This is a genomic window from Streptomyces siamensis (assembly GCF_039543605.1).
GTDB classification, from domain to species: Bacteria; Actinomycetota; Actinomycetes; order Streptomycetales; family Streptomycetaceae; genus Streptomyces; species Streptomyces siamensis.
Genome location: NZ_BAABKB010000010.1, coordinates 192,325 through 217,904, shown reverse-complemented (window position 1 = coordinate 217,904; position 25,580 = coordinate 192,325). Strand labels below are relative to the sequence as shown.

At 71.4% G+C, this 25,580-nt stretch carries 18 protein-coding genes; 9 read left to right on the top strand and 9 right to left on the bottom strand.

Annotated elements, in window-relative coordinates:
- Position 1 precedes the first annotated feature (1 nt).
- The 6 genes from ABEB03_RS17465 to ABEB03_RS17440 form a co-directional block, all read right to left on the bottom strand.
- Entirely contained in the window at positions 2-514 is a 513-nt protein-coding gene (locus tag ABEB03_RS17465; RefSeq protein WP_345649236.1) for a MaoC family dehydratase, read from the bottom strand.
- 5 nt (positions 515-519) lie between these two features.
- Complete coding sequence (locus ABEB03_RS17460; protein WP_095937577.1) at positions 520-1,485, bottom strand: HpcH/HpaI aldolase/citrate lyase family protein; 966 nt, start codon at positions 1,483-1,485, stop codon at positions 520-522.
- The gene (locus ABEB03_RS17455; protein ID WP_345649227.1) at positions 1,482-3,509 is read right to left on the bottom strand and encodes a protein meaA; all 2,028 of its coding nucleotides are present in this window, start codon (positions 3,507-3,509) and stop codon (positions 1,482-1,484) included. Before ABEB03_RS17455 ends, ABEB03_RS17460 begins: the two co-directional genes overlap by 4 nt.
- A 9-nt stretch (positions 3,510-3,518) precedes the next feature.
- Positions 3,519-4,856: a crotonyl-CoA carboxylase/reductase gene (gene ccrA, locus ABEB03_RS17450; RefSeq protein WP_095937579.1), complete on the bottom strand. Its 1,338-nt coding sequence runs from the start codon at positions 4,854-4,856 to the stop codon at positions 3,519-3,521.
- Between the two features lie 1,192 nt (positions 4,857-6,048).
- A complete protein-coding gene (locus tag ABEB03_RS17445) occupies positions 6,049-6,861 on the bottom strand; it encodes a TetR family transcriptional regulator (protein ID WP_345649221.1) in 813 nt (270 codons plus the stop codon).
- A gap of 136 nt (positions 6,862-6,997) precedes the next feature.
- Positions 6,998-8,803 (bottom strand): 3-hydroxyacyl-CoA dehydrogenase family protein, encoded by a 1,806-nt coding sequence (locus ABEB03_RS17440; protein ID WP_345649219.1) that lies wholly within the window; start codon positions 8,801-8,803, stop codon positions 6,998-7,000.
- A gap of 369 nt (positions 8,804-9,172) precedes the next feature.
- Between ABEB03_RS17440 and ABEB03_RS17435 the strand changes: the two genes are divergently transcribed.
- Positions 9,173-9,751, top strand: a complete 579-nt coding sequence (locus ABEB03_RS17435; RefSeq protein WP_345649217.1) for an adenylosuccinate lyase — start codon at positions 9,173-9,175, stop codon at positions 9,749-9,751.
- A gap of 115 nt (positions 9,752-9,866) precedes the next feature.
- On the opposite strand, the gene ABEB03_RS17430 is transcribed toward ABEB03_RS17435, so the two are convergent.
- The 3 genes from ABEB03_RS17430 to ABEB03_RS17420 all read right to left on the bottom strand — a co-directional run bounded on the left by ABEB03_RS17430 (position 9,867) and on the right by ABEB03_RS17420 (position 13,404).
- Positions 9,867-10,379, bottom strand: a complete 513-nt coding sequence (locus ABEB03_RS17430; RefSeq protein ID WP_345649545.1) for a GNAT family N-acetyltransferase — start codon at positions 10,377-10,379, stop codon at positions 9,867-9,869.
- Positions 10,380-10,568: 189 nt separating this feature from the next.
- Positions 10,569-12,152, bottom strand: a complete 1,584-nt coding sequence (locus tag ABEB03_RS17425) for an alpha/beta hydrolase (RefSeq protein WP_345649215.1) — start codon at positions 12,150-12,152, stop codon at positions 10,569-10,571.
- 205 nt (positions 12,153-12,357) lie between these two features.
- Complete coding sequence (locus ABEB03_RS17420) at positions 12,358-13,404, bottom strand: Rv2578c family radical SAM protein (protein WP_345649213.1); 1,047 nt, start codon at positions 13,402-13,404, stop codon at positions 12,358-12,360.
- Positions 13,405-13,574: 170 nt separating this feature from the next.
- Here ABEB03_RS17420 and ABEB03_RS17415 point away from each other — a divergent pair, with 170 nt between their 5' ends.
- The 8 genes from ABEB03_RS17415 (at position 13,575) to ABEB03_RS17380 (ending at position 25,511) form a co-directional block, all read left to right on the top strand.
- The gene (locus ABEB03_RS17415; protein ID WP_345649210.1) at positions 13,575-14,021 is read left to right on the top strand and encodes an SRPBCC family protein; all 447 of its coding nucleotides are present in this window, start codon (positions 13,575-13,577) and stop codon (positions 14,019-14,021) included.
- A gap of 178 nt (positions 14,022-14,199) precedes the next feature.
- Positions 14,200-16,590: an MFS transporter gene (locus ABEB03_RS17410; RefSeq protein ID WP_345649207.1), complete on the top strand. Its 2,391-nt coding sequence runs from the start codon at positions 14,200-14,202 to the stop codon at positions 16,588-16,590.
- Positions 16,591-16,964: 374 nt separating this feature from the next.
- A complete protein-coding gene (locus ABEB03_RS17405) occupies positions 16,965-19,457 on the top strand; it encodes an ATP-binding SpoIIE family protein phosphatase (RefSeq protein WP_345649205.1) in 2,493 nt (830 codons plus the stop codon).
- Positions 19,458-19,628: 171 nt separating this feature from the next.
- Positions 19,629-20,354 (top strand): class I SAM-dependent methyltransferase, encoded by a 726-nt coding sequence (locus tag ABEB03_RS17400; protein ID WP_345649203.1) that lies wholly within the window; start codon positions 19,629-19,631, stop codon positions 20,352-20,354.
- Positions 20,355-20,430: 76 nt separating this feature from the next.
- Entirely contained in the window at positions 20,431-21,264 is an 834-nt protein-coding gene (locus tag ABEB03_RS17395) for a M55 family metallopeptidase (RefSeq protein WP_095937589.1), read from the top strand.
- Positions 21,257-22,561 carry a M20/M25/M40 family metallo-hydrolase gene (locus ABEB03_RS17390; RefSeq protein WP_345649199.1) on the top strand — a complete coding sequence of 435 codons (1,305 nt, stop codon included), beginning with the start codon at positions 21,257-21,259 and terminating at the stop codon, positions 22,559-22,561. Before ABEB03_RS17395 ends, ABEB03_RS17390 begins: the two co-directional genes overlap by 8 nt.
- 9 nt (positions 22,562-22,570) lie before the next feature.
- Positions 22,571-24,544, top strand: coding sequence for an LpqB family beta-propeller domain-containing protein (locus tag ABEB03_RS17385; protein WP_345649196.1), 1,974 nt, complete (start codon positions 22,571-22,573; stop codon positions 24,542-24,544).
- Positions 24,545-24,575: 31 nt separating this feature from the next.
- Positions 24,576-25,511 carry a S66 peptidase family protein gene (locus ABEB03_RS17380; RefSeq protein WP_345649191.1) on the top strand — a complete coding sequence of 312 codons (936 nt, stop codon included), beginning with the start codon at positions 24,576-24,578 and terminating at the stop codon, positions 25,509-25,511.
- Positions 25,512-25,580: the final 69 nt, after the last annotated feature.

The window sequence follows — 25,580 nt, the reverse complement described above, 5'->3', positions numbered from 1 at the left end:
GCTACTTCTCCGTCTGCTTCAGCTCCGGGCGGCCGGGCTGCTCGCCGCCGCGCTCCTTGATGTACGTCTCGGTGGGGACCATCACCTTGCGGCGGAACACGCAGACCAGCGTGCCGTCCTGCTTGTAGCCCTTGGTCTCGACGTAGACGATCCCGCGGTCCGACTTGGACCGGGAGGGCGTCTTGTCCAGGACCGTCGTCTCGCCGTAGATCGTGTCGCCGTGGAAGGTCGGCGCCACGTGCCGCAGCGACTCGATCTCCAGGTTGGCGATCGCCTTGCCCGACACGTCCGGCACGGACATGCCGAGGAGCAGCGAGTAGATGTAGTTGCCGACGACGACGTTCTTCCCGAAATCCGTCGTCTTCTCCGCATAGTTCGTGTCCATGTGGAGCGGGTGGTGGTTCATGGTCAGCAGACAGAAGAGGTGGTCGTCGTACTCCGTGACCGTCTTCCCGGGCCAGTGCTTGTAGACCGCGCCGACCTCGAACTCTTCGTAGGTGCGTCCGAACTGCATGGTGCTCAGGCCTCCGGGGCTTCGAACTTGCTGGTGCGCTGCATGCCGGCGGCCCGGCCCTTGCCCGAGATGACCAGGGCCATCTTGCGGCTGGCCTCGTCGATCATCTCGTCGCCGAGCATCGCGGAGCCCTTCTTGCCGCCCGCCTCGGACGTGTAGTAGTCGTACGCGTCCAGGATCAGCTCGGCGTGGTCGAAGTCCTCCTGGGAGGGCGAGAAGATCTCGTTGGACGCCTCGACCTGGCCCGGGTGCAGCACCCACTTGCCGTCGAAGCCGAGCGCGGCGGCGCGCTGGGCGACCTCGCGGTAGCCGTCGATGTTCCGGATCTGGAGGTAGGGGCCGTCGATCGCCTGGAGGTTGTTGGCGCGGGCGGCCATCAGGATCTTCATCAGGATGTAGTGGTAGGCGTCCGCCGGGTAGCCGGGCGGCTGCTCACCCACGACGAGCGACTTCATGTTGATGGACGCCATGAAGTCGGCCGGGCCGAAGATGATGGTCTCGACGCGCTGGGAGGCCGTCGCGATCTCGTTGACGTTGTTCAGGCCCTGCGCGTTCTCGATCTGCGCCTCGATGCCGATCTTGCCGACCTCGAAGCCCATCGTCTTCTCGATCTGCGTCAGCAGCAGGTCAAGCGCCACGACCTGCTGGGCGTCCTGGACCTTCGGCAGCATGATGCAGTCGAGGTTCTGGCCCGCGCCCTCCACGACGGTCACGACGTCGCGGTACGTCCACTCGGTGGTCCAGTCGTTGACGCGCACGACCCGCGTCTTGCCGGTCCAGTCGCCCTCGTTGAGGAACTTCACGATGGTGTGCCGTGCCCCGGGCTTGGCCAGCGGCGCGCACGCGTCCTCCAGGTCGAGGAAGACCTGGTCCGCGGGGAGGCCCTGGGCCTTCTCCAGGAAGCGCGGGTTGCTCCCCGGGACCGCGAGGCAGGAGCGACGCGGACGCAGACGGTTGACGGGCGTGGTCATGCGGGGACCTCCAGGGGGTCGAGCTTGTTCGCTTTCCGGATCTCGTCGACGATACGGCCGATGATTCCGGTGATGTCGAAGTCCTTCGGTGTGAAGACCGCGGCCACTCCCGCGGCCCGCAGCTGCTCGGCGTCGGCGTTCGGGATGATCCCGCCCGCGATCACCGGGATGTCCGCGGCGCCGGCCTCGCGCAGCCTCTCCAGCACGTCCGGCACCAACTGGGCGTGCGAGCCGGACAGGATGGACAGCCCGACACCGTGCACGTCCTCCGCGACCGCGGCGTCCACTATCTGTTCGGGCGTCAGCCGGATGCCCTGGTAGACCACCTCGAAGCCGGCGTCGCGGGCCCGCACGGCGATCTGCTCGGCGCCGTTGGAGTGTCCGTCCAGGCCCGGCTTGCCGACCAGGAAGCGGAGCTTGCCGACACCGAGGTCCCGCGCCGTCAGTTCCACCTTGCGGCGGACCTGGGCGAGCGCGGTGCCCTCCTCGGCGGTGACCGCGACGGGCGCGGAGGAGACACCGGTCGGCGCGCGGAACTCGCCGAACACCTCGCGCAGGGCCCCGGCCCATTCGCCGGTGGTGACCCCGGCGCGGGCGCACTCCAGGGTGGCCTCCATGAGGTTGTCGGTGCCCTTGGCGGCCTCCTTCAGCCGCTCCAGCGCCTTGCACGGGCGCGGGTGGTTGAACGGAGGCTGGTAGCGCGTGTCGCGCCAGTTCTCCAGGGCGCCGATCACCCGGGCCTCGACGGCCGGGTCGACCGTCTGGATGGCCGCGTCCAGGTCGGCCGTGAGCGGGTTCGGCTCGGTGGACTCGAAGATGTTGACGCCGACGATCTTCTCCTGGCCGGACTCGATACGGCCGCGGCGCTCGGCGTGCGAGGAGACGAGCTGCGACTTCAGGTAGCCCGACTCGACGGCGGCCATGGCGCCGCCCATCTCCTGGATGCGGTCGATCTCGGCCAGCGACTCCTCTACGAGGGCCGACACCTTGGCCTCGATGACGTGCGAACCCTCGAAGATGTCCTCGTACTCCAGCAGGTCGCTCTCGTGCGCGAGCACCTGCTGGATGCGCAGCGACCACTGCTGGTCCCAGGGCCGGGGCAGGCCCAGCGCCTCGTTCCAGGCGGGCAGCTGCACGGCACGCGCGCGTGCGTCCTTCGAGAGGGTCACGGCCAGCATCTCGAGCACGATCCGCTGGACGTTGTTCTCCGGCTGCGCCTCGGTCAGACCGAGGGAGTTGACCTGGACGCCGTACCGGAAGCGCCGCTGCTTGGGATTCTCGATGCCGTACCGCTCGCGGGTGATCCGGTCCCAGATGCGCCCGAACGCCCGCATCTTGCACATCTCCTCGACGAAGCGGACGCCCGCGTTCACGAAGAAGGAGATACGGGCCACGACGTCGCCCTTGCGATCCTCGGCGATCTGGCCGGACGCGAACACCGCGTCCAGGACGGCGATCGCGGTGGACATCGCGTACGCGATCTCCTGGACCGGCGTGGCACCCGCCTCCTGCAGGTGGTAGCTGCAGATGTTGATCGGGTTCCACTTCGGGATGTGGTTCACCGTGTAGGTGATCATGTCCGTCGTCAGACGGAGGGAGGGGCCCGGCGGGAAGACGTGCGTCCCCCGCGACAGGTACTCCTTCACGATGTCGTTCTGGGTCGTGCCCTGGAGCTTGGTGATGTCCGCGCCCTGCTCCTCGGCGACGACCTGGTAGAGCGCCAGCAGCCACATGGCCGTGGCGTTGATCGTCATCGAGGTGTTCATCTGCTCCAGGGGGATGTCCTGGAACAGACGGCGCATGTCACCGAGGTGGGAGACCGGGACCCCGACCCGGCCGACCTCGCCGCGGGCGAGGATGTGGTCGGGGTCGTAACCGGTCTGCGTCGGAAGGTCGAACGCGACCGACAGGCCTGTCTGGCCCTTCGCGAGGTTGCGTCGGTACAGCTCGTTCGACGCCTCGGCGGTGGAGTGACCGGCGTACGTGCGCATCAGCCACGGCCGGTCCTTCTGACGCTCAGTCATCTGGGGACCTCAGACGTTCCGGAAGCGGTTGATGGCGTCGATGTGCTGGGCGCGCTTCTCGTGGTCGCGGACGCCCAGGCCCTCCTCGGGGGCGAGCGCCAGCACGCCGACCTTGCCCTGGTGGAGGTTGCGGTGCACGTCGTAGGCGGCCTGCCCGGTGTCCTCCAGGGAGTAGACCTTGGAGAGCGTCGGGTGGATCTTGCCCTTGGCGATCAGGCGGTTGGCCTCCCACGCCTCGCGGTAGTTGGCGAAGTGCGAGCCGATGATCCGCTTCAGCGACATCCACAGGTAGCGGTTGTCGTACTCGTGCATGTAGCCCGAGGTCGAGGCGCAGGTGGTGATGGTGCCGCCCTTGCGGGTGACGTAGACCGAGGCGCCGAAGGTCTCGCGGCCGGGGTGCTCGAAGACGATGTCGATGTCCTCGCCGCCGGTGAACTCGCGGATGCGCTTGCCGAAGCGCTTCCACTCCTTCGGGTCCTGGGTGCGCTCGTCCTTCCAGAACTTGTAGCCCTCGGCGCTGCGGTCGATGATCGCCTCGGCGCCCATCGAGCGGCAGATGTCCGCCTTCTGCTCGCTGGAGACGACACAGATCGGGTTGGCGCCGCCGGCCAGCGCGAACTGGGTGGCGTACGAGCCGAGCCCGCCGCTCGCGCCCCAGATCAGCACGTTGTCGCCCTGCTTCATGCCGGCGCCGTTGCGGGAGACCAGCTGCCGGTAGGCGGTGGAGTTCACCAGGCCGGGAGCGGCGGCCTCCTCCCACGACAGGTGGTCGGGCTTCGGCATCAGCTGGTTGGACTTGACCAGGGCGATCTCGGCGAGCCCGCCGAAGTTGGTCTCGAAGCCCCAGATGCGCTGCTCGGGGTCGAGCATCGTGTCGTTGTGACCGTCCGAGGACTCCAGCTCGACCGACAGGCAGTGCGCGACGACCTCGTCGCCGGGGTGCCAGGCGTTCACGCCCGGGCCGGTGCGCAGGACGACGCCCGCGAGGTCGGAGCCGATGATGTGGTACGGCAGGTCGTGGCGCTTGGTCAGCTCGCTGAGCCGGCCGTAGCGCTCCAGGAAGCCGAAGGTCGACAGCGGCTCGAAGATCGAGGTCCACACGGAGTTGTAGTTGACCGAGGAGGCCATGACGGCCACCAGGGCCTCGCCCGGGCCGAGCTCCGGCACCGGCACGTTGTCCAGGTGGATCGACTTGCGGGGGTCCTTGTCGCGGGTGCTGAGCCCGGCGAACATCTCCGTCTCGTCCTTGTGCACGGTGATCGCGCGGTAGGACTCGGGGAGCGGCAGAGCGGCGAAGTCGTCAGACGTGGCGGTCTGCGACTGAATCGCGTCCAGGATTTCCTTCACTGTGTTGCCTCCGGCGATGAGCGTCCTGAGGGAAGACGCTGAGGGTTACGTCGGTGCTGCTGAGGGTGTGAGGGGTGCCGTCGGTTCGGCGGAGGTGGTGCTGTGGCGGCGCTTGGTCGGCGCAGGAGGTTGCCTGTGACGCAGGCGTCCGGGCGCGCAGCCTGGGGGGCTTGCGGGGACAGCCGGCGTACGAAAGGTCTCTGCACGCCGGCCGCCCGGACTCCTTCAACGTATGACACCGCGTGTCACCTGACAAGGCACTGAGTGCCAGAAGTTGGCCTCAGATGAAATCTTTACGTAACAAATGAGCGATGATCGATCAAAGCTACTGTCGAGTAGGTGGCTATGGGAGGTCTTGTCGTGGTCCGCCGGATGTCACGGCGGGGGCAGCTGCCCGCGTGCGTTCAGGACGCCGGGGGAGTGCGCGCAACGGTGCGGCGAGGGCGGGGAGAGGAGGCCTGGGCGCCCGCCGTTCGCGACGGCTCGCGGCACGTGGGGTTGCATCACGGTGCGCGGCAGGTGGGCCTGCATCACGGTGCGCGGCAGGTGGGGCTGTGTACGTGCGGCGGCACGTGCGCCGCGGACCCGGTGGCGATCGCCGGCGGGGCGGCCCCGGTGGGTCCGGCAGCGGGCCGGCCCCGGTGGGTCCGGCAGTGGGCCGGCTGCCCCTGCGTCTGTCCGGCCCGGGCCCGGGGTCTGCTCGCGAGCGTCCGCGAGGAGGCGTGGGGTCCCCGCTGTCGGACGGCTGGTCGCCGACCTGGAGGGGTGGGGACGGACGGCCCGCCCGGCCGCCGGCTCCGGGCCGGAGCGCCGGGTGCGCGGGCCCGGAGGCGCTCCGGATCGGCGGGACCGGCGAAGGCCGGGATTCTCGCGGCAGGGAGCCGGGCCCCAGTACGGCCCGGGGCTGTGGGGCCTGGCGCGGCCCGGGGCCGGAGCCTGACGCTCACGGCTCCGCGCCGCGGGACCCGGCGCCGCCCGCCCGGCCGGGGAGTCGCGCGGTGGCGGACCTGGGTCCGGGGCCCGTCCGGGAGTCCGGAGCGGTCACGGCTCTGAAGTGCGGGCCCCGGTGCCGGCGGCCCGGCTGGAGAGTTGCGCGGTCGCGGACCTGGCTCCGGGGCCCGTCTCGAAGTCCGGAGCCGTCACGGCTCCGAGGTGCGCGCCGCGGCGTCGGCGCGGCGCGCGGACGAAGCCGCTACGGACGCTCCTTGAGCGCCTGCTCGATGGTGCGCATGACCTGGTCGAGCGGGGCGTCGACGCGGGCGACGGTCACCAGCACGTCGCCTTCCGTGAAGGAGGAGGCGGGTGCCGAACGGGGGGTGGACTCCCGCCCGGCGCCGATCCCGTTGCCGAACGTCTTCCGCACGATCGCGAAGGCGTGGTCGAGCTGTGCCTCCACGTCGCCCTGGCCGCCCGCCCGCAGCCAGCGCCGCAGCACGTGGTTGTGGGCGGTCACGACGGCGGACGCTGCCACCTCGGCCAGCAGCGGGTCGTCGTTGGCGTCGTCGTCGTGCGCGTGCTCGTCGAAGTGGCCCAGCAGATAGCGGGTGAAGAGTCGCTCGTAGCGGGCCACCGACGCGATCTCGGCCTCGCGCAGGGTGGGTACCTCGCGCGTGAGCTTGTAGCGGGCGACCGAGATCTCGGGCCGCGCCGCGTACATCTTCATGACTTCCTTGATGCCCCGGCACACGGTGTCGAGCGGATGCTCGTGCGCGGGAGCCGCGTTGAGCACGGCCTCGGCCCGGATCAGCGTGTCGTCGTGGTCGGGGAAGATCGCCTCTTCCTTGGAGCGGAAGTGGCGGAAGAAGGTCCGGCGGGCGACTCCGGCCTGGGCCGCGATCTCGTCGACGGTGGTCGCCTCGTACCCCTTCGTCGCGAACAGCTCCATGGCCGCGGCCGCCAGTTCCCGGCGCATCTTGAGGCGTTGAGCGGCCGCGCGACTGCCGGCAGCACTTTCCGGTGCGTCGGGCGTGGCTGGTGTACGTGAGGACTTGGCGGGCTGGGACATGACCCGAACGTACTGCATGTGCGCAGGAGAGCGCGCATGTCCGGGGATCCCCCCGCCCTCCTGGGGCGGGGGGTGTCCGGCCGGGTCGAGCAGTCCGCCCCAGTCGGGGCTCTCCGCGAACCAGTCGCCCGTACGCTCAGCGCCGGGCATATTCGCGGAAGCCGCGGCCGGTCTTGCGGCCGAGGCAGCCCGCGGCCACCAGGTGTTCGAGGAGCGGCGCGGGGGCCAGGCCGGGGTCGCGGAACTCGCGGTGCAGGACCTTCTCGATGGCGAGCGAGACGTCCAGGCCGACCACGTCCAGCAGCTCGAAGGGTCCCATCGGGTACCCGCCGCCCAGCTTCATCGCGGCGTCGATGTCGTCGAGCGTCGCGTAGTGCTCCTCGACCATCTTGATCGCGTTGTTCAGGTACGGGAACAGCAGGGCGTTCACGATGAATCCCGCGCGGTCGCCGCAGTCCACCGGGTGCTTGCGGACCTTCGCGCAGACCTCGCGCACAGTGGCGTGCACGTCGTCGGCGGTGAGCACGGTGCGCACGACCTCGACGAGCTTCATCGCCGGGGCCGGGTTGAAGAAGTGCATGCCGATCACGTCCTGCGGGCGCGAGGTGGCGCGTGCGCAGGCCACGACGGGCAGCGACGACGTGGTGGTGGCCAGGATCGCCCCGGGCTTGCAGACCTTGTCGAACGTGGCGAACAACTGCTGCTTGATCGCCAGGTCCTCGGCGACGGCCTCCAGGGCCAGGTCGACGTCGGCGAACGCGTCGTACGTGCCCGCCGGGGTGATCAGGTCCAGGGTCTGCGCGGCGGCCTCGGCGGTCATCCGCCCCTTGTCGACGGAGCGCGAAAGAGACTTGCCGATACGGGCCTTGGCGGCCTGTGCCTTCTCCACGCTGCGGGCGGCGAGGACGACCTCGTACCCGGCCTTCGCGAAGACCTCGGCGATGCCGGACGCCATGGTGCCGGAACCCGCGACGCCGACGGAGCGGACGGTGCGGCCCGGGACCAGGGCGGCGCCCTCCAGCGGCGTGAGCGCGTCCCGCACGACGGTCGCGCTGCCGGGGGCCTCGTACGAGTAGAAGCCGCGGCCCGACTTCCGGCCGGTCAGGCCCGCCTCGCTGAGCTGCTTGAGGATGGGCGCGGGGGCGTGCAGCCGGTCGTGCGACTCGGCGTACATGGCCTCCAGGACGGTGCGCGCGGTGTCCACGCCGATCAGGTCCAGCAGTGCGAGCGGTCCCATGGGCAGGCCGCAGCCGAGCTTCATGGCCGCGTCGATGTCCTCGCGGGAGGCGTACTTCGCCTCGTACATCGCGGCGGCCTGGTTGAGGTAGCCGAACAGCAGTCCGTCCGCGACGAAACCGGGGCGGTCCCCGACGGCGACGGGCTCCTTGCCGAGCTCGATCGCCAGGTCGGTGACGGCGCCGACGGCCTGCGGGGAGGTCAGCACCGACGAGACGACCTCGACGAGCTTCATCGCCGGGGCCGGGTTGAAGAAGTGCAGTCCGAGGACGCGCTCGGGGCGGGCCGAGTCGGCGGCGAGCCGTGTCACGGACAGCGCGTTGGTGCCGGTCGCGAGGATGGCCTCGGGGCGCACGACGGCGTCGAGCTCCCGGAAGACCTGCTGCTTGATGTCGTACGACTCCGGGGTCACCTCGATGACCAGGTCGGCGTCGGCCGCGGCGGCCAGCTCGGTGAAGGTGCGGAAGCGGGAGAGGACGTCGCCGCGCTCCTGCTCGGTGAGGCGCTCGCGCTGCACCGCGCGGGCCGTGGACGCTTCGAGCGCGGCGACGGCCTGGGCGGCCGCGGCCTCGCTGATGTCGATGCCGATCACCTCGCGGCCGGCGCGGGCGAGGACCTCGGCGATGCCGGTGCCCATGGTGCCGAGGCCGACGACGGCGACGGTCTTGAGCTGCGGCAGAGGGGTGTCGGACAGGGGAGTGGCCATCGCGGGACTCCAGGAAGAGGGTGACGACTGAGGAGTGCACATGGGGTACGCCGACAGGCGCACATGGTGCGGAGGTTGCGGGTGTTGCCGGGCTGACTGGCGCACACGCCCGGTCCGTCCCGAGGCGCTCACAACGCGCGCCCCGACGAACGGTGAAGTCGACCGGCCCTGTCCCAAGCCGTGTCGTACTGCGGTACCTGAGGCACCGAACCGACTGCTCCTGCGGCGGCTGCGTCACCAGGCCACCGCAAGGGTGAGGCGAGTGGGTAACTCGCTCGTCTGAGCTTAACCCGCCGGTAACGAGCGCGCCAGCCCCCGAGTTTGTGATGTACGTCCCGACGTCCCACGCGTTTCTCTAGACTCGGCGTCATGGACGGAGAGTTGCGATCACTCACGGAGCGTCTACGAAGCGAGGCCGCGGGCTCGACGGAGTACGACCGGCTCGCCGCGACCGAGGACGTCGACGCGCTGGCGTCCGCGCTCACGGAGAACGGACAGCCGTTGTGGGCCAGGGAGTTGGTCGCCTTCCGGCTCGGGCTTGCCGGGGACCGGCGGGCCTTCGAGGCACTCGTCCTGCTGCTCAACCACCGCGACCCGCAGCGCTGCGCGTCCGCCGCGTACGCGCTGGCACGGCTCGGCGATCCGCGCACCGCCCGCGCGGCGGCGGCGCTCGCCACGAACGAGCTGCGCGTCGCCTACGCCCTCCATCCGATACGACTGCTCGTCGAGCTGCGCGCCCCCGAGGCGGTGCCCGCGCTCATCACCACCCTGGAGCGCCGGCTGCGTCCACACGATCCCTACCGGAGCGTGGCCCTCGCGTGCGTGCAGGGCCTCGGCATGCTGGGGGACGACCGTGCGAGACCCGTGCTGAGCGAGGCGCTGGCCCATCCGGCTCTCGCGGAGGCGGCGGTCCACGCACTGGCCCTGCTGCCCGCCCGGAAGGAGTAGGGCGGACCGGAAGGTGCGCGATCGGCCGGAAGGTGCGCGAGCGCTCGGTGGGTGCGGTGCCGGCCGGAGGGCTCCGGGACGGGACCGTCCCGAGTCTCGCGGGGATGTCGGCGGCTCAGGCGAGGGCAGTACCGGTCAGGGGGCGCGCGTAACGCACCTCGGGTATCGCGACACCGTCGACCTCGAAAGGCTCCTCGGCGCCGTCCGGTCCGAAACCCGACCGCTCGTAGAAGCGGCGGGCCGGAGCGTTCTCCTTGAGGACCCACAGCAGCATCCGCTCGTGACCGGCCGCCGCGCACCGGGCGACGGACTCGGCGAGCAGGGCCCGCCCGACACCGCTGCCGACCCGGTCGGGACGCACATAGATCGCGTACAACTCGATCTCGCCGGTGCGGACTTCACCGTCCCGGTAGGGTCCGTGGCAGGCCCAGCCGACCAGCTCGCCCTGCCGCTCGGCGACCAGGTTCACCACATCGCCGTCGCCGCGCTCGAAGAACGCGCGCCGACGCGCCGTGTCCTCGGCCACGCTGAGACCGTCGAGGTACGACTGCGGCATCAGCCCCTGGTACGCGCTCTGCCAGCCGCGCACACGGATCTCGGCGACGTGCGGGCAGTCGTCGAGGGTCATCTCGCGGATCACGAGCCCGTTCACCCGCACACCACCCCGTACGCGCTGCTGCCCCCGTGGGGCGTCGGGGACAGCGGCGTGGCGGCGGGTACGGGCCCGCCGGGGGCGTGAACGCGCATCGGCTCGGTCATGGGTCCATGGTGGACCACGGGTCCGACAACGCCCCCGACGGGCCTTCGGCCTGGGGGATCAGCCCCGGAAGCCGAGCAGTCCGTGCAGCGTCGACCCCCGCGAGGAGGAGGACGCGGCCTTCGCCCTCAGCGGCTCGGGGTCGGGCAGCTTCTTGCACACCGCGTCGGCCTCACCACTGCCGTGCGGCACCTTGCCCTCGGTCAGATACGCCGTCAGGTACTTGTCCAGGCAGGCGTTGCCGCTCAGCGTGATGCCGTGGTTCCCGCCGCCCTGCTCGACGACCAGACTGGAGCCGCGCAGCTTGCGATGGACCGTGACACCGCCCTGGTACGGGGTGGCGGCGTCGTCCGTGGCCTGGAAGAGCAGCACCGGCGGCAGCGACTTGTTGGAGATGTCCACCGGCCGCAGCGAACGCGTCGGCCAGAAGGCGCAGGGCGCGTTGTACCAGGCGTTGTTCCATGCCATGAACGGTGCCTTCTCGTACACGGCCCAGTTGTCCTTGCGCCACTGGTTCCAGTCCCGCGGCCAGGACGCGTCACGGCACTGCACCGCGGTGTAGACGCTGTAGCCGTTGTCGCCCGAGGCGTCCACGGCGCCGAAGTCCTCGTACGCCTGGACGAGCGAGTCGCTCTTCTTGCCGTTCGCGTAGTCCGAGAACGCCTGGGCGAGGTAGGGCCAGTAGCCGTTGTAGTAGCCACCGGGGATGAAGGTGTCCTCCAGTTCGGAGGCGCCCACCTTCTTCTGTGCGGGCTTCTTGGCGAGCGCGGCGCGCATCGCGTACCACTTGGCCTCGACCTTGGCCGGGTCGGTGCCCAGCTTGTAGGTCGCGTTGTGCTTGGCGACCCACGCCAGGAAGGCCTTCTGGCGGTCGTCGAAGGCGTAGTCCTGCCCGAGGTTGTCGTCGTACCACACGCCGACGGGGTCGACGACGGAGTCCAGGACCAGGCGGCGTACGCGCTGCGGGTAGAGCTTCGCGTACACGGCGCCCAGGTAGGTGCCGTACGAGTAGCCGAAGTAGTTGATCTTCTTGGCCCCGAGCGCGCCGCGGATCGAGTCCATGTCGCGGACGGCGCTGACCGTGTCGATGTACGGCAGCAGGCTCGCGTACTTCTTGCCGCACGCCGTCGCGAAGGCCTTGGCGCGGTCGACGTTGGCCTTCTCCAGGGCCGGAGTGGCGGGCACCGAGTCGGGGCGGACGGGGGAGAAGTGCCCCGGCTTGCAGTCCAGGGCGGGCTCGCTCTTGCCGACGCCGCGCGGGTCGAAGCCGATGACGTCGTACTGCGCGGCCACCGACTTCGGCAGCGAGGAGGCGACGAATCCGGCCAGGGTGAGCCCGCTGCCGCCGGGGCCGCCCGGATTCACCAGCAACGGTCCCTGGGACTTCGCGGCGGTGTGCGGGACGCGCGAGAGGGCGAGAGTGATCTTCCGCCCGTCGGGGTGCGAGTGGTCCAGCGGTACCTTCACCGACGCGCACTGGAGCGTCGGATAGTCGCTGGTCGCACACTTCTTCCAGGTGAGCTTGGCGGTCTGGGTGGTGCGCGGTGCGGTCGCGGAGCCGGCGCTCGCGTCGGCCGGGATCGACGTGATCATCCCGGCCACCACGGCGGCTGCCCCGCACAGAGCAGCTGCGCGTTTCTTCATAAGGCCTCCCAGGACGGAGGTTTTGAGCCGTGCACGCCACGGCCTTCGCCGCATCGTGCCGGAAAGGGAGGCCGGAGGAACCGGTTCTGACAAGACTTGACCCGATTGAGCCGCGGGATCGCTCGGATGCCGTCAGAAGTGTTCACGGACGCATGCGGACCGGTCCTGGGAGTTCATGCGGCACGGTCGGCGCGCCGCGCGGTCGTCACAGCAGCGTCAGCTGGGTCGGCTCGGAGGCGACGGCTTCGGGAGCGGCCGGTTCGGGGGCGGCGATCCTGCGCGGCATTCCCGCGCGCGTGGGGCCGATGCCGTACTCCTGCGCCAGCTCGTGCACCTGACGGGTGATCCGGCGCTGGTACCACTTCGGGGCGTAGGCGCCCTCCGCGTACAGACGCTCGTAGCGGCGGACCAGGTACGGGTGGTGCCGCTCCAGCCAGGCCATGAACCACTCGCGGGCGCCGGGCCGGAGGTGGAGGACCAGCGGGGTCACGGACGTGGCCCCCGCGGCGGCGATCGCGCGGACGGTGGCGCGCAGCTGGGCGGGGTGGTCGCCGAGGAAGGGGATGACGGGCGCCATCAGCACACCGCAGCCGATGCCGTGCTCCGTCAGGGTGCGCACCACGTCCAGGCGGCGTTCCGGAGCCGGGGTGCCCGGCTCGACCGTGCGCCACAGCTCGGTGTCGGTGAAGCCCACCGAGACGGAGATGCCGACGTCGGTCACCTCGGACGCCTGCCTGAGCAGGTCGAGGTCGCGCAGGATCAGCGTGCCCTTGGTCAGGATCGAGAAGGGGTTCGCGTGGTCGCGCAGGGCCGCGATGATGCCGGGCATCAACCGGTAGCGGCCCTCCGCCCGCTGGTAGCAGTCGACGTTGGTGCCCATCGCGATGTGCTCGCCGTGCCAGCGGCGCGAGGCGAGCTGGCGGCGCAGCAGATCCGGCGCGTTGACCTTCACGACGATCTGGGAGTCGAAGCCGAGTCCGGTGTCGAGGTCCAGATAGCTGTGCGTCTTGCGCGCGAAGCAGTACACGCACGCGTGCGTGCACCCCCGGTACGGATTGACCGTCCACTCGAAGGGCATGCGCGAAGCCCCCGGCACCCGGTTCACGATCGACCGCGCCCGGATCTCGTGAAAGGTGATCCCGCGGAACTCCGGGGTGTCGAACGTACGGGTGGTCACCGCGTCCGCGCCGAACAGCGCGGCGTCGCGGGCCGGGTCCCCGGCGGGGTCCGCGGTGAGGTTCTCCCAGCGCATGGCGCCTCCTCGGTAGCACTGACCACAGAATAGAACACATGTTCCCTTGATCGTGCGACCGGATATCCACGTCGCCCCGGAGACCCCGCCCGGTCCCGATTTGGGCGGCCGGGCCGCCTGGTGGTTGGCTGGCCGCACACCCCGAGGAACCAAGTGCTGGAGGAAGTGCAATGGCGCAGGTCGAGGCGACGACGGAGCGGGTCATCGCGGCGGACGCGGAGGCGGTGTTCGACGCGCTGGCCGACTACACCGGCACGCGTGCGAAGCTGCTGCCGGAGCACTTCAGCGAGTACGAGGTGCGCGAGGGCGGCGACGGCGAGGGCACCCTCGTCCACTGGAAGCTCCAGGCCACCAGCAAGCGCGTCCGCGACTGCCTGCTCGAGGTGAGCGAGCCCACCGACGGCGAGCTCGTCGAGAAGGACCGCAATTCCTCGATGGTCACCACCTGGCGTGTCACGCCGGCGGGCGAGGGTTCGTCCCGTGTCGTGGTCACCACCGTCTGGAACGGCGCGGGCGGCATCGGCGGCTTCTTCGAGAAGACCTTCGCGCCCAAGGGTCTCGGGCGGATCTACGACGAGGTGCTCGTCAGGCTCGCCGCCGAGACCGAGAAGAAGTAGCGGTCCCAGGGAGTAGGCGTCCGGCGCCCAAGGGGCCGTGCTCCAGGGCCCGTTGCGGTCCTCACCGTTTCGAGTGGATCTCCCTGTCGCGCGACGTCGTGCCGTAACTCGTCGTGCTTGCTCGCAGTTGTCGCGATAAGCGGGAATTGTGCGGTGGGCGCGACGAGGGGAGCGGTACGTGGGCGGGATCACTCTGGTGCAGGACGAGCCGGGTACCGCACCCCCGAAGGACGCCGTGGAGGCGGACGCCCGGCCCGCCGAACTCGACTCGCGCCAGATCCGACTTGTCTTCTTCGGGCTGATGCTCGCCCTGCTGCTGGCCGCCCTGGAGCAGATGATCGTGGCCACCGCGCTCCCGAAGATCGTCGGGGAGCTGCACGGCCTGGACAAGATGTCCTGGGCGATCACGGCCTACCTGCTCACCTCCACCGTCGGACTCCCGGTCTACGGCAAGTTCGGCGATCTCTTCGGCCGCAAGGGCGTCTTCCAGTTCGCGATCGTCGTCTTCGTCATCGGCTCGGCACTCGCCGGCTGGTCGCGCACCATGGACCAGCTGATCGCCTTCCGCGCGCTCCAGGGCGTCGGCGCGGGCGGTCTCCTCATCGGCGTGCAGGCGATCATCGCGGACATCGTGCCGCCCCGCCGACGCGGCCGTTTCATGGGGCTGATCGGGGCCGGATTCGGCCTGGCATCCGTCGCGGGCCCCCTGCTGGGCGGCTACTTCACCGACCACCTGTCCTGGCGCTGGTGCTTCTACGTCAACGTGCCCTTCGGGCTGCTCACGCTGGCCGTCGTCACCGTCGTGCTGAAACTGCCGAAGCCCGAGGCCAGAGGGCGCGTCGACGTCCTCGGCGTGATCCTGCTCGCCGCCGCGTCCACCTGCCTGGTGCTGCTCACCAGTTGGGGCGGCACGGAGTACGCCTGGGGCTCACGGGTCATCCTCGGGCTCGGAGCCGGCGCGCTCATCGCGACACTGCTGTTCCTCGTGGTCGAGAGCGTCGCGCCCGAACCCCTCATCCCGCTAAGGCTGTTCAAGGACGGCGTCTTCAACGTCACGGCGCTGGTGGGACTCGTCATCGGCGTCGCCCTCTTCGGCGCCGCCAGCTATCTGCCGACCTTCCTGCAGATGGTCGACGGGGCCAGCGCCACCGAATCGGGACTCCTGATGCTCCCGATGATGGGCGGCATCGTCGGCGCGTCCATCGTCTCCGGGCAGCTCATCAGCCGTACCGGCCGCTACAAGCCCTATCCGCTCCTCGGCAGCGCCCTCTCCGTCGTCGGCATGTGGCTGCTGTCCCGCCTCGAAGCCGACACGCCCCGGCTGCACTACAGCATCTGGATGGCCGTCCTCGGCGCCGGCATCGGCCTGGTGATGCCGGTCCTGGTCCTCGCCGTCCAGAACTCCGTGCCCCCGGCCGACCTCGGCACCGCGACGAGCGCCAACAACTACTTCCGGCAGATCGGCGGCAGCGTCGGGGCCGCCATCTTCGGCACCCTGTTCGCCCACCGGCTCGCCGACGCCCTCGCCGAGCGCCTGCCCACGCGCGGACAGGACGCCCTCGGGGACTCCGAGTCCCTCACCCCGCAGCTCGTCCACGCGATGCCCGCCGCCCTGCGCGACGACTACATCGGGGCCTACGCGGACGCCATGCCGCGGATCTTCCTCTACCTCGTCCCGGTGCTCGCCCTCGGCCTGGCCATCGCCTTCTTCCTCAAGGAGAAACCCCTGGTGTCCCACAACGCCTCCGCCGCCGAACCGGAAACGGCCCGCACCACCGCCCACATCCCGCCGGGCCGTTCGCCGTACCCCGCCGGAGTCCCCGTCTGCGGCACGGTGCAGCACCCCGACGGCACCGTCGTACCGCGCGCCGCGCTCACCCTCATCGACGTCGCGGGAGCCCAGATCGGACGCGGCGCCAGCGGCGAGGACGGACGGTACGCCCTGTCGACGCCGGGATCCGGCTCGTACGTCCTGATCGCCGCGGCCGGCGGCCACCAGCCGCAGGCCGTCTCGGTGACCGTCGGCGAACGCCCCGTGGAGCTGGACGTCGTGCTCGGCGGCGCGGGACGCCTCGCCGGCAGTGTGCTCACCGCGGACGGCACCCCGGTACGGGAAGCCACCGTCACCCTCACCAATGTGCACGGAGAGGTGGTGGCCACCACCCGCAGCGGGCGCGAAGGCGGCTACGTCATGACGGAGTTGGTGGCGGGCGAGTACACCCTCGCCGCCAGCGCTCCCGCGTTCCGCCCGGCCGCGCTCCCCGTCTCCGTCCAGGCCGCCCGCGAGACCCGCCAGGACGTCGAGCTCGCGGGCGGTGCCGTGCTGCGCGGCACGGTACGGGCGGGCGGCGGACGCCCCGTCGAGGACGCCCGCGTGACCCTCCTGGACGCCGCGGGCAACGTGGTGGACACCCTGACCACCGGCGCGGACGGAACGTTCCGGTTCGTCGATCTGTCCTCCGGCGAGTACACCGTCATCGCCGCGGGCTACCCGCCGGTGGCGACCGTGCTCCAGGTCGCCGGGGGAGGCCGGACGGAACGGGACCTGCAACTGGGGCACGAAGACTGACGCGGGCGGACCGGGCCGACACCGACGCGGTCGCGGGAGCGCCCGGCCGCGCGGGCCCGGCCGCGGGCCTGGGCAGCGGACTCGGCGGCGGGATCCGGTGGCGCTTCCGGACAGTGCGACGGAGCATGCCACGGGCCACGGGCCACGGGCCACGGGCCACGGGCCACGGGCCACGGGCCACGGGCCACGGCCCACGGGCTCCGGAGTCGGCCGCGGATCCGGGCGGTGCGACGGAGCACGCCCGGCGCACCGCGCGCCGGAGCCGCCCCCGGGAGGTCAATTCCCGTATTGACACACATCATGACGGGAGGCCGCCGTACGGTAAGGGGGGCGGCACAGATCTTGCGGAGCCGTGGGGAGAGAGGGCCTGGGCCATGGACCGTGGCACCGAAGTGGGCACGACTCCCAGCCGCGGAGCTGGGAACGGCACGGCGGAACACACCGCCGTCGGCCGCGTCCCGCTGGCCGTCGTCCTCGTGGACCGCGGTGGACTCGTCTCCCACTGGAGCACCGGCGCCAGGCGCCTGTTCGGCACCCCAAAGGAAGACGCGGTGGGCCGTCTCGCCGCCGACCTGCTGCCCGTCTCCGGCGCACTGCCCGAGGACGACGACGCCGCTCCCTACGGGGCCTACGCGGCCTACGACGGCCTCGGCCCCGGCCTGGAGACGTCCCTCGACGGACGGCTCGCCTACCCGGCCGCAGGGCGGGCCCGGCTCAGCGCAGGTGACGGCGAACGGATCGACGTCCTGTGGTGGGCGTACCCGCTGGTGGGCCCCGGACGCGAACGCCTCCTGGTGCTCGCCGCCGACGCGGCCGCACTCCGCCTCGGCGACCAGGGCGACCCCGACCACCCGGACGGCCACCCCGCGGCCGGCGCGGGCATCGAGCGCATCGCGCCCGGCTTCGCCCTGCACACCGACTTCCCCGGCGCGGAGGAACTGGCCCGCCGGCTCCCCGAGATCCTGCCCAGCATGAGCGTCGGCGAGAGCGCCCGCATCGTCGCACAGGTCCTCGAACTGGGCTATCCCGTACTGGAGTTCAGCCAGAACGACCGGGTGCCCGTCACCCCCGACTGGGGCGTACCCCGGCGCGCCGAGCGCAAGGCGCGCCGAGCCCGGGCCGCCAGGGCCGCCGCCTCCGGCGAGCCCGTGCCGCAGGACGACCAGGACGAGGGCACGGACCTCGAATACGTCGCGGTGCGCGAGAGACTGGAGTTCCTCAACGAAGTCAGCGGACGCATCGGCACCTCGCTCGATCTGGCGCAGACCATCCTGGAGGTCAGCCGGGCCGTCGTGCCCCGCTTCACCGACGTGGCGGGCACCTATCTGCGCGAACAGGTCGTCGCGGGCGAGGGGTTCCACGACGGCGTGCCGGACACCACCACCATGTGGCACCGCGTCGCCCTGGAACACACGGACGAGCCGGGCCGCTGGGACGACGTCGTACCCGTCGGCGAGGCCATGCCCTTCCCCGCCCACACCCCGTTCTTCCAGTGCATGACCACCGGTGAGCCCGTGCTCGTGCCGCGGATCAGCGAGCAGATGGGCCACATGATCGCCGCGCAGTTCGAGAAGCGCGACATCCGGCCGCTCATCACCAACCGCTCCATGCTGGTCGTCCCCCTGAAGGCCCGCAACGTGGTCCTCGGGTTCATGATCCTGCTGCGCCACCCCGAGCGCGTCGAGTTCAACGACATGGACCGCGTCACCGGAGCCGAACTCGCCGCCCGCGCAGGCCTCGTGCTGGACAACGCCCGCATGTACACCTACCAGGAGAGCGTCGCCGAGACCCTCCAGGAGAGCATGCTGCCGCACATCGCGCCCCGCATGGCCGGATGCGACATCGCGACCCGCTACCTGCCCGGCACGCTCCTCGGCCGCGTCGGCGGCGACTGGTTCGACTCCGTGAAGCTGCCCGGCTCCCGCACCGCCCTGGTCGTCGGTGACGTGATGGGGCACGGCCTCAACTCCGCAGCGATGATGGGTCAGTTGCGCACCGCCGTGCAGACCATGGCCGCGCTCGACCTGCCGCCCGCCCAGCTCCTGCGCAATCTCGACGACCTCGCCCAGCGACTCGGCGACACCTACCTGGCGACCTGTCTGTACGCGGTCTACGACCCCATCGCCGGTGAGCTGGAGATCGCCAACGCGGGCCACATCCCGCCCGTCCTCGTGCACGCCGGGGACGGGCGCAGCGAGCTGCTCGACCTGCCGACCGGTGCGCCCATCGGGGTCGGCGGAGTGCCCTTCGAGTCGGTACGCGTGCGCGTGACGCCCGGCGACCGGCTCGTGATGTGCACCGACGGTCTGGTCGAGGTCCGCGGCGAGGACATCGGCGTGGGCCTCGCCACGCTCTGCGAATCCGCCGCCCACCCCGCCGCGTCCATGGACGACGCATGCGACACCATCATCCGCTCCCTCAACACCCGCGGCGGACGCAAGGACGACGTGGCCCTCCTGATGGCCCGCCTCAACGGCATCGAGCCCGAGGACGTCGCCGAATGGCGCCTCGCGCTCGACCCGGTCGAGGTCGGCAGGGCGCGCGCGGTGGTCCGCGAGCAGTTGCACGCGTGGGACCTGGGCGGACTGACCGACAACGCCGAGCTGATGGTCGCGGAGCTGGTCACCAACGCCGTGCGCCACGCGCACAGCCGGCGCATCGACCTGCGGCTGGTGCGCGGCGACACCCTGCTGTGCGAGGTGGCCGACGACGACCACACACTGCCGACGCTGCTCAGCGCCGGGCCCACCGACGAGTGCGGGCGCGGACTGCGCGTCGTCAGCACCCTGGCCCGCGAGTGGGGCGCCAGCCGGACCGGCGCGGGCAAGTCCGTCCGGTTCGAACTGACCCTGCCACGACGGTGCTGAACGGCGGCACCGGCGGCCATCGGGCGGGGGCGCGCGAAGTGCGCCAGGGGTACGCGGACCGAAAGTGGCGTGAAGGAACGCGCCGCCCGCTTGTCGCCGCGCGCCGGGCGCGATAGACCGATCTCGCCTGCCAGGTCCCGGCGGGCTGCGGTCGCGACCCGGGGAGCGGGCATGAGTGTGACGAGTCGGTACAGGCAGTCCTGGGAGAGCTTCTGGCAGGAGGCCCCCGACGAACCCGGAGCGGTCTTCTGGGACGCCGAGCCCGCCCTGACCGCCGGTGTCCATCTCGCCCTGTTCGAACCCCACTTGGCGGTCCGGGACCTGCCCGTCGTGGACCTCGGCTGCGGCAACGGCACCCAGACCCGCTTCCTCGCCGACCGCTTCCCGCACGTCGTCGGCGCCGACCTGTCGGCGGCCGCGCTCGACCACGCGCGCCAGGCCGACCCGGCGGGTCAGGCCGGCTACCGGCAGCTCGACGCCGCGGAGAAGACCGAGGCACAGACCCTGCACGCGGAGCTCGGCGACGCCAACGTCTACATGCGCGGAGTCCTCCACCAGGCCGAGCCGGACGACCGGCAGCCGCTCGTGGACGGGCTGGCGACGCTGGTGGGGAAGCGCGGCCGGGTCTTCCTCGTCGAACTCGCCGAAGCCGCGGGAGCCGTGCTGCGCGGTCTGGCGCAGGGCGCCGACGGCCCGCCCGCCAAGCTGGCTCCGGTGTTCCGGCACGGCATCGCCCCCGGTGAGGTCGCGGACGCCGCAGTCCCCGAGTATCTGCGCGCCGCCGGCCTCACGGTGCTGGCGAACGGTGAACTCCCGCTCGTCACGACCGAATGCACGGCGGACGGCACACGCATCGAGCTTCCGTCGAAATGGCTGGTGGCGGGGCGTACCGGGTGACGTCAGTGGTCTGGACCGGTGAGAGTTGTCCACAGGCTCTGCCGGGTCCGGGCCGAAGCGCGTACGGTTTCGAGTCATGAAGATCCTCATCAGCGCCGACATGGAGGGCGCCACGGGAGTGACCTGGCCGGCCGACGTGCTGCCGGGGACCGAGCAGTGGGAGCGATGCCGCTCACTGTTCACCTCCGACGTCAACGCGGCCGTGCTCGGCTTCTTCGACGGCGGCGCCGACGAGGTGCTGATCAACGAGGCGCACTGGACCATGCGCAATCTCCTGCTGGAGCGTCTCGACGAGCGGGCACAGATGCTCACCGGGCGGCACAAGTCGCTGTCCATGGTGGAGGGCGTGCAGCACGCCGACGTGGACGGCATCGCCTTCGTCGGCTATCACGCCGGCGCCGGAATGGAGGGAGTCCTCGCGCACACCTACCTGGCGAACTCCATCACGGGGGTGTGGGTGAACGACGTCCGCGCCAGCGAAGGCCTGCTCAACGCCCATGTCGTCGCCGAGTACGGAGTGCCGGTCGTCCTCGTCACCGGCGACGACGTGGCCTGCGAGGACGCGCTCGGTTACGCGCCGGAGGCATTGAAGGTCGCCGTCAAGGACCACGTCTCGCGCTATGCGGCCGTGTGCCGCACACCCGCGAGGACCGCCGCGGACATCCGGGCCGCCGCCAAGGAGGCGGCGGCGCTGGCGGTGCGTCACGAACCGGTCGTCGGCGGCCCGTTCACCGTGGCGCTGGAGTTCGACGCCGAGCATCTGTCGATGGCCGCCACGGTCGTGCCCGGTGTCGACCGCATCGGGGAGCGCAAGGTGGCGTACACCAGCGACACCATGTACGAGGGGATTCGCACCTTCAAGGCGGTCACCACGATCGTCTCGGCCGCGGTGGAGGAGCAGTATGGCTGACGCACAGGCACTCGACGAGGTCGTGAGGTTCACCTCCGAGCTCATCCGTGTCGACACGACCAATCGCGGCGGAGGCGACTGCCAGGAGCGCCCGGCCGCAGAGTACGCCGCGGCGCTGCTCGCGGAAGCGGGTCTGGAGCCCACGCTGCTGGAGCGCACCCGCGGACGGACGAACGTCGTCGCGCGCATCGAGGGCACCGACCCGTCAGCAGACGCGCTGCTCGTGCACGGTCATCTCGACGTCGTGCCCGCGCAGGCGGAGGACTGGAGCGTGCACCCGTTCTCCGGCGAGGTCCGCGACGGTGTGGTCTGGGGGCGCGGCGCCGTCGACATGAAGAACATGGACGCGATGATCCTGGCCGTCGTCCGCGAGTGGGCGCGCACCGGCGTGCGTCCGCGCCGCGACATCGTCGTCGCCTTCACCGCCGACGAGGAGGCGAGCGCCGAGGACGGCTCGGGCTTCCTCGCCGATCAGCACCCCGGGCTCTTCGAAGGGTGCACCGAGGGCGTCAGCGAGTCGGGGGCGTTCACCTTCCACGACGGGGCGGGACGGCAGCTGTATCCGATCGCCGCGGGCGAGCGGGGCACCGGCTGGCTCAAGCTCACCGCGCGCGGGCGGGCCGGGCACGGCTCGAAGGTGAACCGGAGCAACGCGGTGACCCGGCTGGCCTCGGCGATCACCCGTATCGGGGAGTACGAGTGGCCGCTGCGGCTCACCCCGACCGCGAGCGCGGCCCTGACCGAACTGGCCGCCCTGTACGGCGTGGACGCCGGCCTGGACGACGTGGACGGCCTCCTGGGCAAGCTCGGACCGGCCGCCGCGCTCGTCGAGGCCACCGTGCGCAACAGCGCCAACCCGACGATGCTGGAGGCCGGTTACAAGATCAACGTGATTCCGGGAGAGGCCGTCGCCTATGTGGACGGCCGATATCTCCCGGGCTGGGAGGACGAGTTCCGCACCACCATGGACCGGCTCACCGGACCTGACGTCGAGTGGGATTTCCACCACCGGGAGGTGGCCCTCCAGGCACCGCTGGACTCCGCGACGTACGCGAAGATGCGCGAGGCCGTCGAGGAGTTCGCGCCCGAGGGACATGTGGTGCCGTACTGCATGTCCGGCGGCACGGACGCCAAGCAGTTCTCGCGCCTCGGCATCACCGGATACGGCTTCGCCCCGCTGAAGCTTCCGGAGGGCTTCGACTACCAGGCCCTGTTCCACGGCGTGGACGAGCGCGTCCCGGTCGAGGCGCTCCATTTTGGTGTCCGCGTCCTCGACCGCTTTCTGCGCACGGCCTAGGGGGACGGCATGCAGACGTTGGCGTACGGATCGTGGCCCTCGCCCATCGACGCGACACTGGCCGCGGCGCACGACGGCCACCCCGAGTTCGTGGGTTTCGTCGGTGACGAGGCCTGGTGGACCGAGCCCCGCCCCGAGGAGGGCGGACGCCGCACACTCGTCCGCCGCCGGGCGGACGGCACGGAGGAGTCCCTGCTGCCGGCCCCGTGGAACGTGCGCAGCCGCGTCATCGAGTACGGCGGGCAGCCGTGGGCCGGGGTCATGCGCCCCGAGGGGCCCCTCACGGTGTTCGTCGACTTCGCCGACCAGCGGCTCTACCGGCACGAACCGGGCGGCACCCCCACGCCGTTGACCCCTGTCTCCACGGTCGGCGGCGGACTGCGCTGGGTGGATCCACAGTTGCGGCCGGAGCGCGGCGAGGTGTGGTGCGTCCTGGAGGAGTTCACCGGGGAGGGACCCTCCGACGTACGGCGGGTGCTCGCCGCCGTACCGCTGGACGGGTCGGCCGCCGAGGACCGCGACGCCGTCCGGGAACTGAGCGACGGGCGGCACCGGTTCGTCACCGGGGCGCGCCTCTCGCCGGACGGTCGCCGGGCGGCCTGGCTCGCCTGGGACCACCCCCGGATGCCGTGGGACGGGACGGAGGTGATCCTCGCCGACGTGGCCGAGGACGGCACCCTGCACGCCGCGCGGTCCGTCGCCGGCGGCCCCGAGGAGTCCGTGGTCCAGGTCGACTGGGCACCCGACGGCACCCTGCTGTACGCGAGCGACCGCACCGGCTGGTGGAATCTGTACCGCCTGGACCCGGACGGCGACCCGGTGGCGCTGTGCCCGCGCGAGGAGGAGTTCGGCGGTCCGCTGTGGCGCGTCGGACACCGCTGGTTCGCGCCGCTGGAGACCGGCCTGATCGCGGTCGTCCACGGGCGCGGTGCCACCGCCCTCGGCGTCCTGGACCCGGAGACCGGTGAGGTGGTCGACGCGGCCGGCCCCTGGACCGAGTTCGCGCCCACCCTCGCCGTGCACGGCAGCAGGATCATGGGCGTCGGGGCCAGCCCCCGCAGCGCCTACGAGGTCGTCGAGCTGGACGCCCGCACCGGCCGCGCCCGGGTGACCGGTGCCCGGCACGAGGACCCGGTGGACCCCGCGTACTACCCGGAGCCGCAGATCCGCTCCTTCACCGGTCCCGCGGGGCGCGAGATCCACGCCCACATCTACCCGCCGCACCACCCAGGCCACGTCGCCGCGGGCGACCAACTGCCGCCGTACGTCGTCTGGGCGCACGGCGGACCCACCGGCCGGGCACCCCTCGTCCTCGACCTGGAGATCGCCTACTTCACCTCCCGCGGGATCGGTGTCGCCGAGGTCAACTACGGCGGATCGACGGGCCACGGGCGGGAGTACCGCAACCGGCTGCGCGAGCAGTGGGGCGTCGTCGACGTCGAGGACTGCGCGGCCGTCGCACTGGCTCTGGCCGCGGAGGGCACCGCCGACCGAGACCGGCTGGCCATCCGCGGCGGCAGCGCGGGCGGCTGGACCACGGCCGCGTCCCTGGCGAGCACCGACGTGTACGCCTGCGGCACGATCATCTACCCGATCCTCGACCTCGCGGGCTGGGCCACGGGGGAGACCCACGACTTCGAGTCGCGGTATCTGGAGAGCCTGGTCGGCCCGATCGCCGAGGTACCCGGCCGGTATGCGGAGCGGTCGCCCACCGAGCACGCCGACCGGATCACCGCGCCGTTCCTGCTGCTCCAGGGGCTCGACGACGCGATCTGCCCTCCCGTGCAGTGCGAGCGGTTCCTGGCCAGGCTGGAGGAGCACGGCCGGCGCGTGCCGCACGCCTACATCGCCTTCGAGGGCGAGGGACACGGCTTCCGGCGGGCCGAGACGATGGTGCGGGTCCTGGAGTCCGAACTCTCGCTGTACGCCCAGGTCTTCGGACTGCACCCGCCCGGTGTCCCGACCCTGGAGCTCGCCAAGTGACACCCCTCAGCCAGGAACCGGAGCACGCCGAGTGACCACCACCGAGCCCTTGACCCGACCCGCACGACTCGCCCCCGGGGCGCGTGTCGCCGTCGTCGCGCCCAGCGGCCCCATCCCCGAGGAGCGGCTCCAGGCGGGCCTGGACATCCTGCGCGGCTGGCATCTCGACCCCGTGGTGGCGCCCCATGTCCTCGACCGTCACGCCGACTTCAACTATCTCGCGGGCACGGACGCCGACCGGGCCGCCGACTTCCAGGCCGCCTGGTGCGACCCGGACGTGTCCGCGGTGCTGTGCGCCCGCGGAGGGTACGGCGCGCAGCGCATGATCGACCTGCTCGACTGGGACGCCATCCGCGCCGCGGGGCCCAAGGTCTTCCTCGGGTTCAGCGACATCACCGCGCTGCACGAGGCGTTCGCGACCCGGGTGGGCCTCGCGACCCTTCAGGGCCCGATGGTGGCGGGCATCGACTTCCTGAAGAACGCGCGGGCGCAGGAACATCTGCGGGCCACCCTCTTCGAGCCCGAGTCGGTGCGGACCATCGCCTCGGGCCGCGGCACCGCGCTGGTGCCGGGGCGTGCCCGGGGGGTCACCCTCGGCGGCTGCGTGTCCCTGCTGGCCGCCGGCCTCGGCGCGCCGCACGCGCGTCCTTCCGCCCGGGGAGGACTCCTGCTGATCGAGGACATCGGCGAGGAGGCGTACCGGCTGGACCGCATCCTGACGCAGCTGCTGCGCGCCGGATGGCTCGACGGGGTCGCCGGGATCGCCCTCGGATCCTGGGAGGACTGCGGTCCCTACGAAGAGGTGCGCGCGGTGTTCGCCGACCGGCTCGGCGGTCTCGGCGTGCCCGTGGCCGAGCACTTCGGCTTCGGGCACTGCGAGGGCGCGCTCACCACACCTTTCGGCCTGCCGGCCGAACTCGACGCCGACACAGGGACGTTGACGCTGGACGAACCCGCCCTGGTCTGAAGCTCCCGCGCCGCGTCCGTGGCCGCCGCGACCGGCGGTCACGGACGCGGCCCGTTCACTGAATCTCCG

Coding starts and splice junctions, on each gene's coding strand:
- ABEB03_RS17405 (WP_345649205.1), top strand. CDS start 16,965: ATGGACCGTGGCACCGAAGTGGGCACGACTCCCAGCCGCGGAGCTGGG.
- ABEB03_RS17460 (WP_095937577.1), bottom strand. CDS start 1,485: ATGACCACGCCCGTCAACCGTCTGCGTCCGCGTCGCTCCTGCCTCGCG.
- ABEB03_RS17420 (WP_345649213.1), bottom strand. CDS start 13,404: ATGCGCTGGGAGAACCTCACCGCGGACCCCGCCGGGGACCCGGCCCGC.
- ABEB03_RS17430 (WP_345649545.1), bottom strand. CDS start 10,379: ATGACCCTCGACGACTGCCCGCACGTCGCCGAGATCCGTGTGCGCGGC.
- ABEB03_RS17390 (WP_345649199.1), top strand. CDS start 21,257: ATGGCTGACGCACAGGCACTCGACGAGGTCGTGAGGTTCACCTCCGAG.
- ABEB03_RS17465 (WP_345649236.1), bottom strand. CDS start 514: ATGCAGTTCGGACGCACCTACGAAGAGTTCGAGGTCGGCGCGGTCTAC.
- ABEB03_RS17400 (WP_345649203.1), top strand. CDS start 19,629: ATGAGTGTGACGAGTCGGTACAGGCAGTCCTGGGAGAGCTTCTGGCAG.
- ABEB03_RS17425 (WP_345649215.1), bottom strand. CDS start 12,152: ATGAAGAAACGCGCAGCTGCTCTGTGCGGGGCAGCCGCCGTGGTGGCC.
- ABEB03_RS17385 (WP_345649196.1), top strand. CDS start 22,571: ATGCAGACGTTGGCGTACGGATCGTGGCCCTCGCCCATCGACGCGACA.
- ABEB03_RS17445 (WP_345649221.1), bottom strand. CDS start 6,861: ATGTCCCAGCCCGCCAAGTCCTCACGTACACCAGCCACGCCCGACGCA.
- ABEB03_RS17395 (WP_095937589.1), top strand. CDS start 20,431: ATGAAGATCCTCATCAGCGCCGACATGGAGGGCGCCACGGGAGTGACC.
- ABEB03_RS17415 (WP_345649210.1), top strand. CDS start 13,575: ATGGCGCAGGTCGAGGCGACGACGGAGCGGGTCATCGCGGCGGACGCG.
- ABEB03_RS17440 (WP_345649219.1), bottom strand. CDS start 8,803: ATGGCCACTCCCCTGTCCGACACCCCTCTGCCGCAGCTCAAGACCGTC.
- ABEB03_RS17455 (WP_345649227.1), bottom strand. CDS start 3,509: ATGACTGAGCGTCAGAAGGACCGGCCGTGGCTGATGCGCACGTACGCC.
- ABEB03_RS17435 (WP_345649217.1), top strand. CDS start 9,173: ATGGACGGAGAGTTGCGATCACTCACGGAGCGTCTACGAAGCGAGGCC.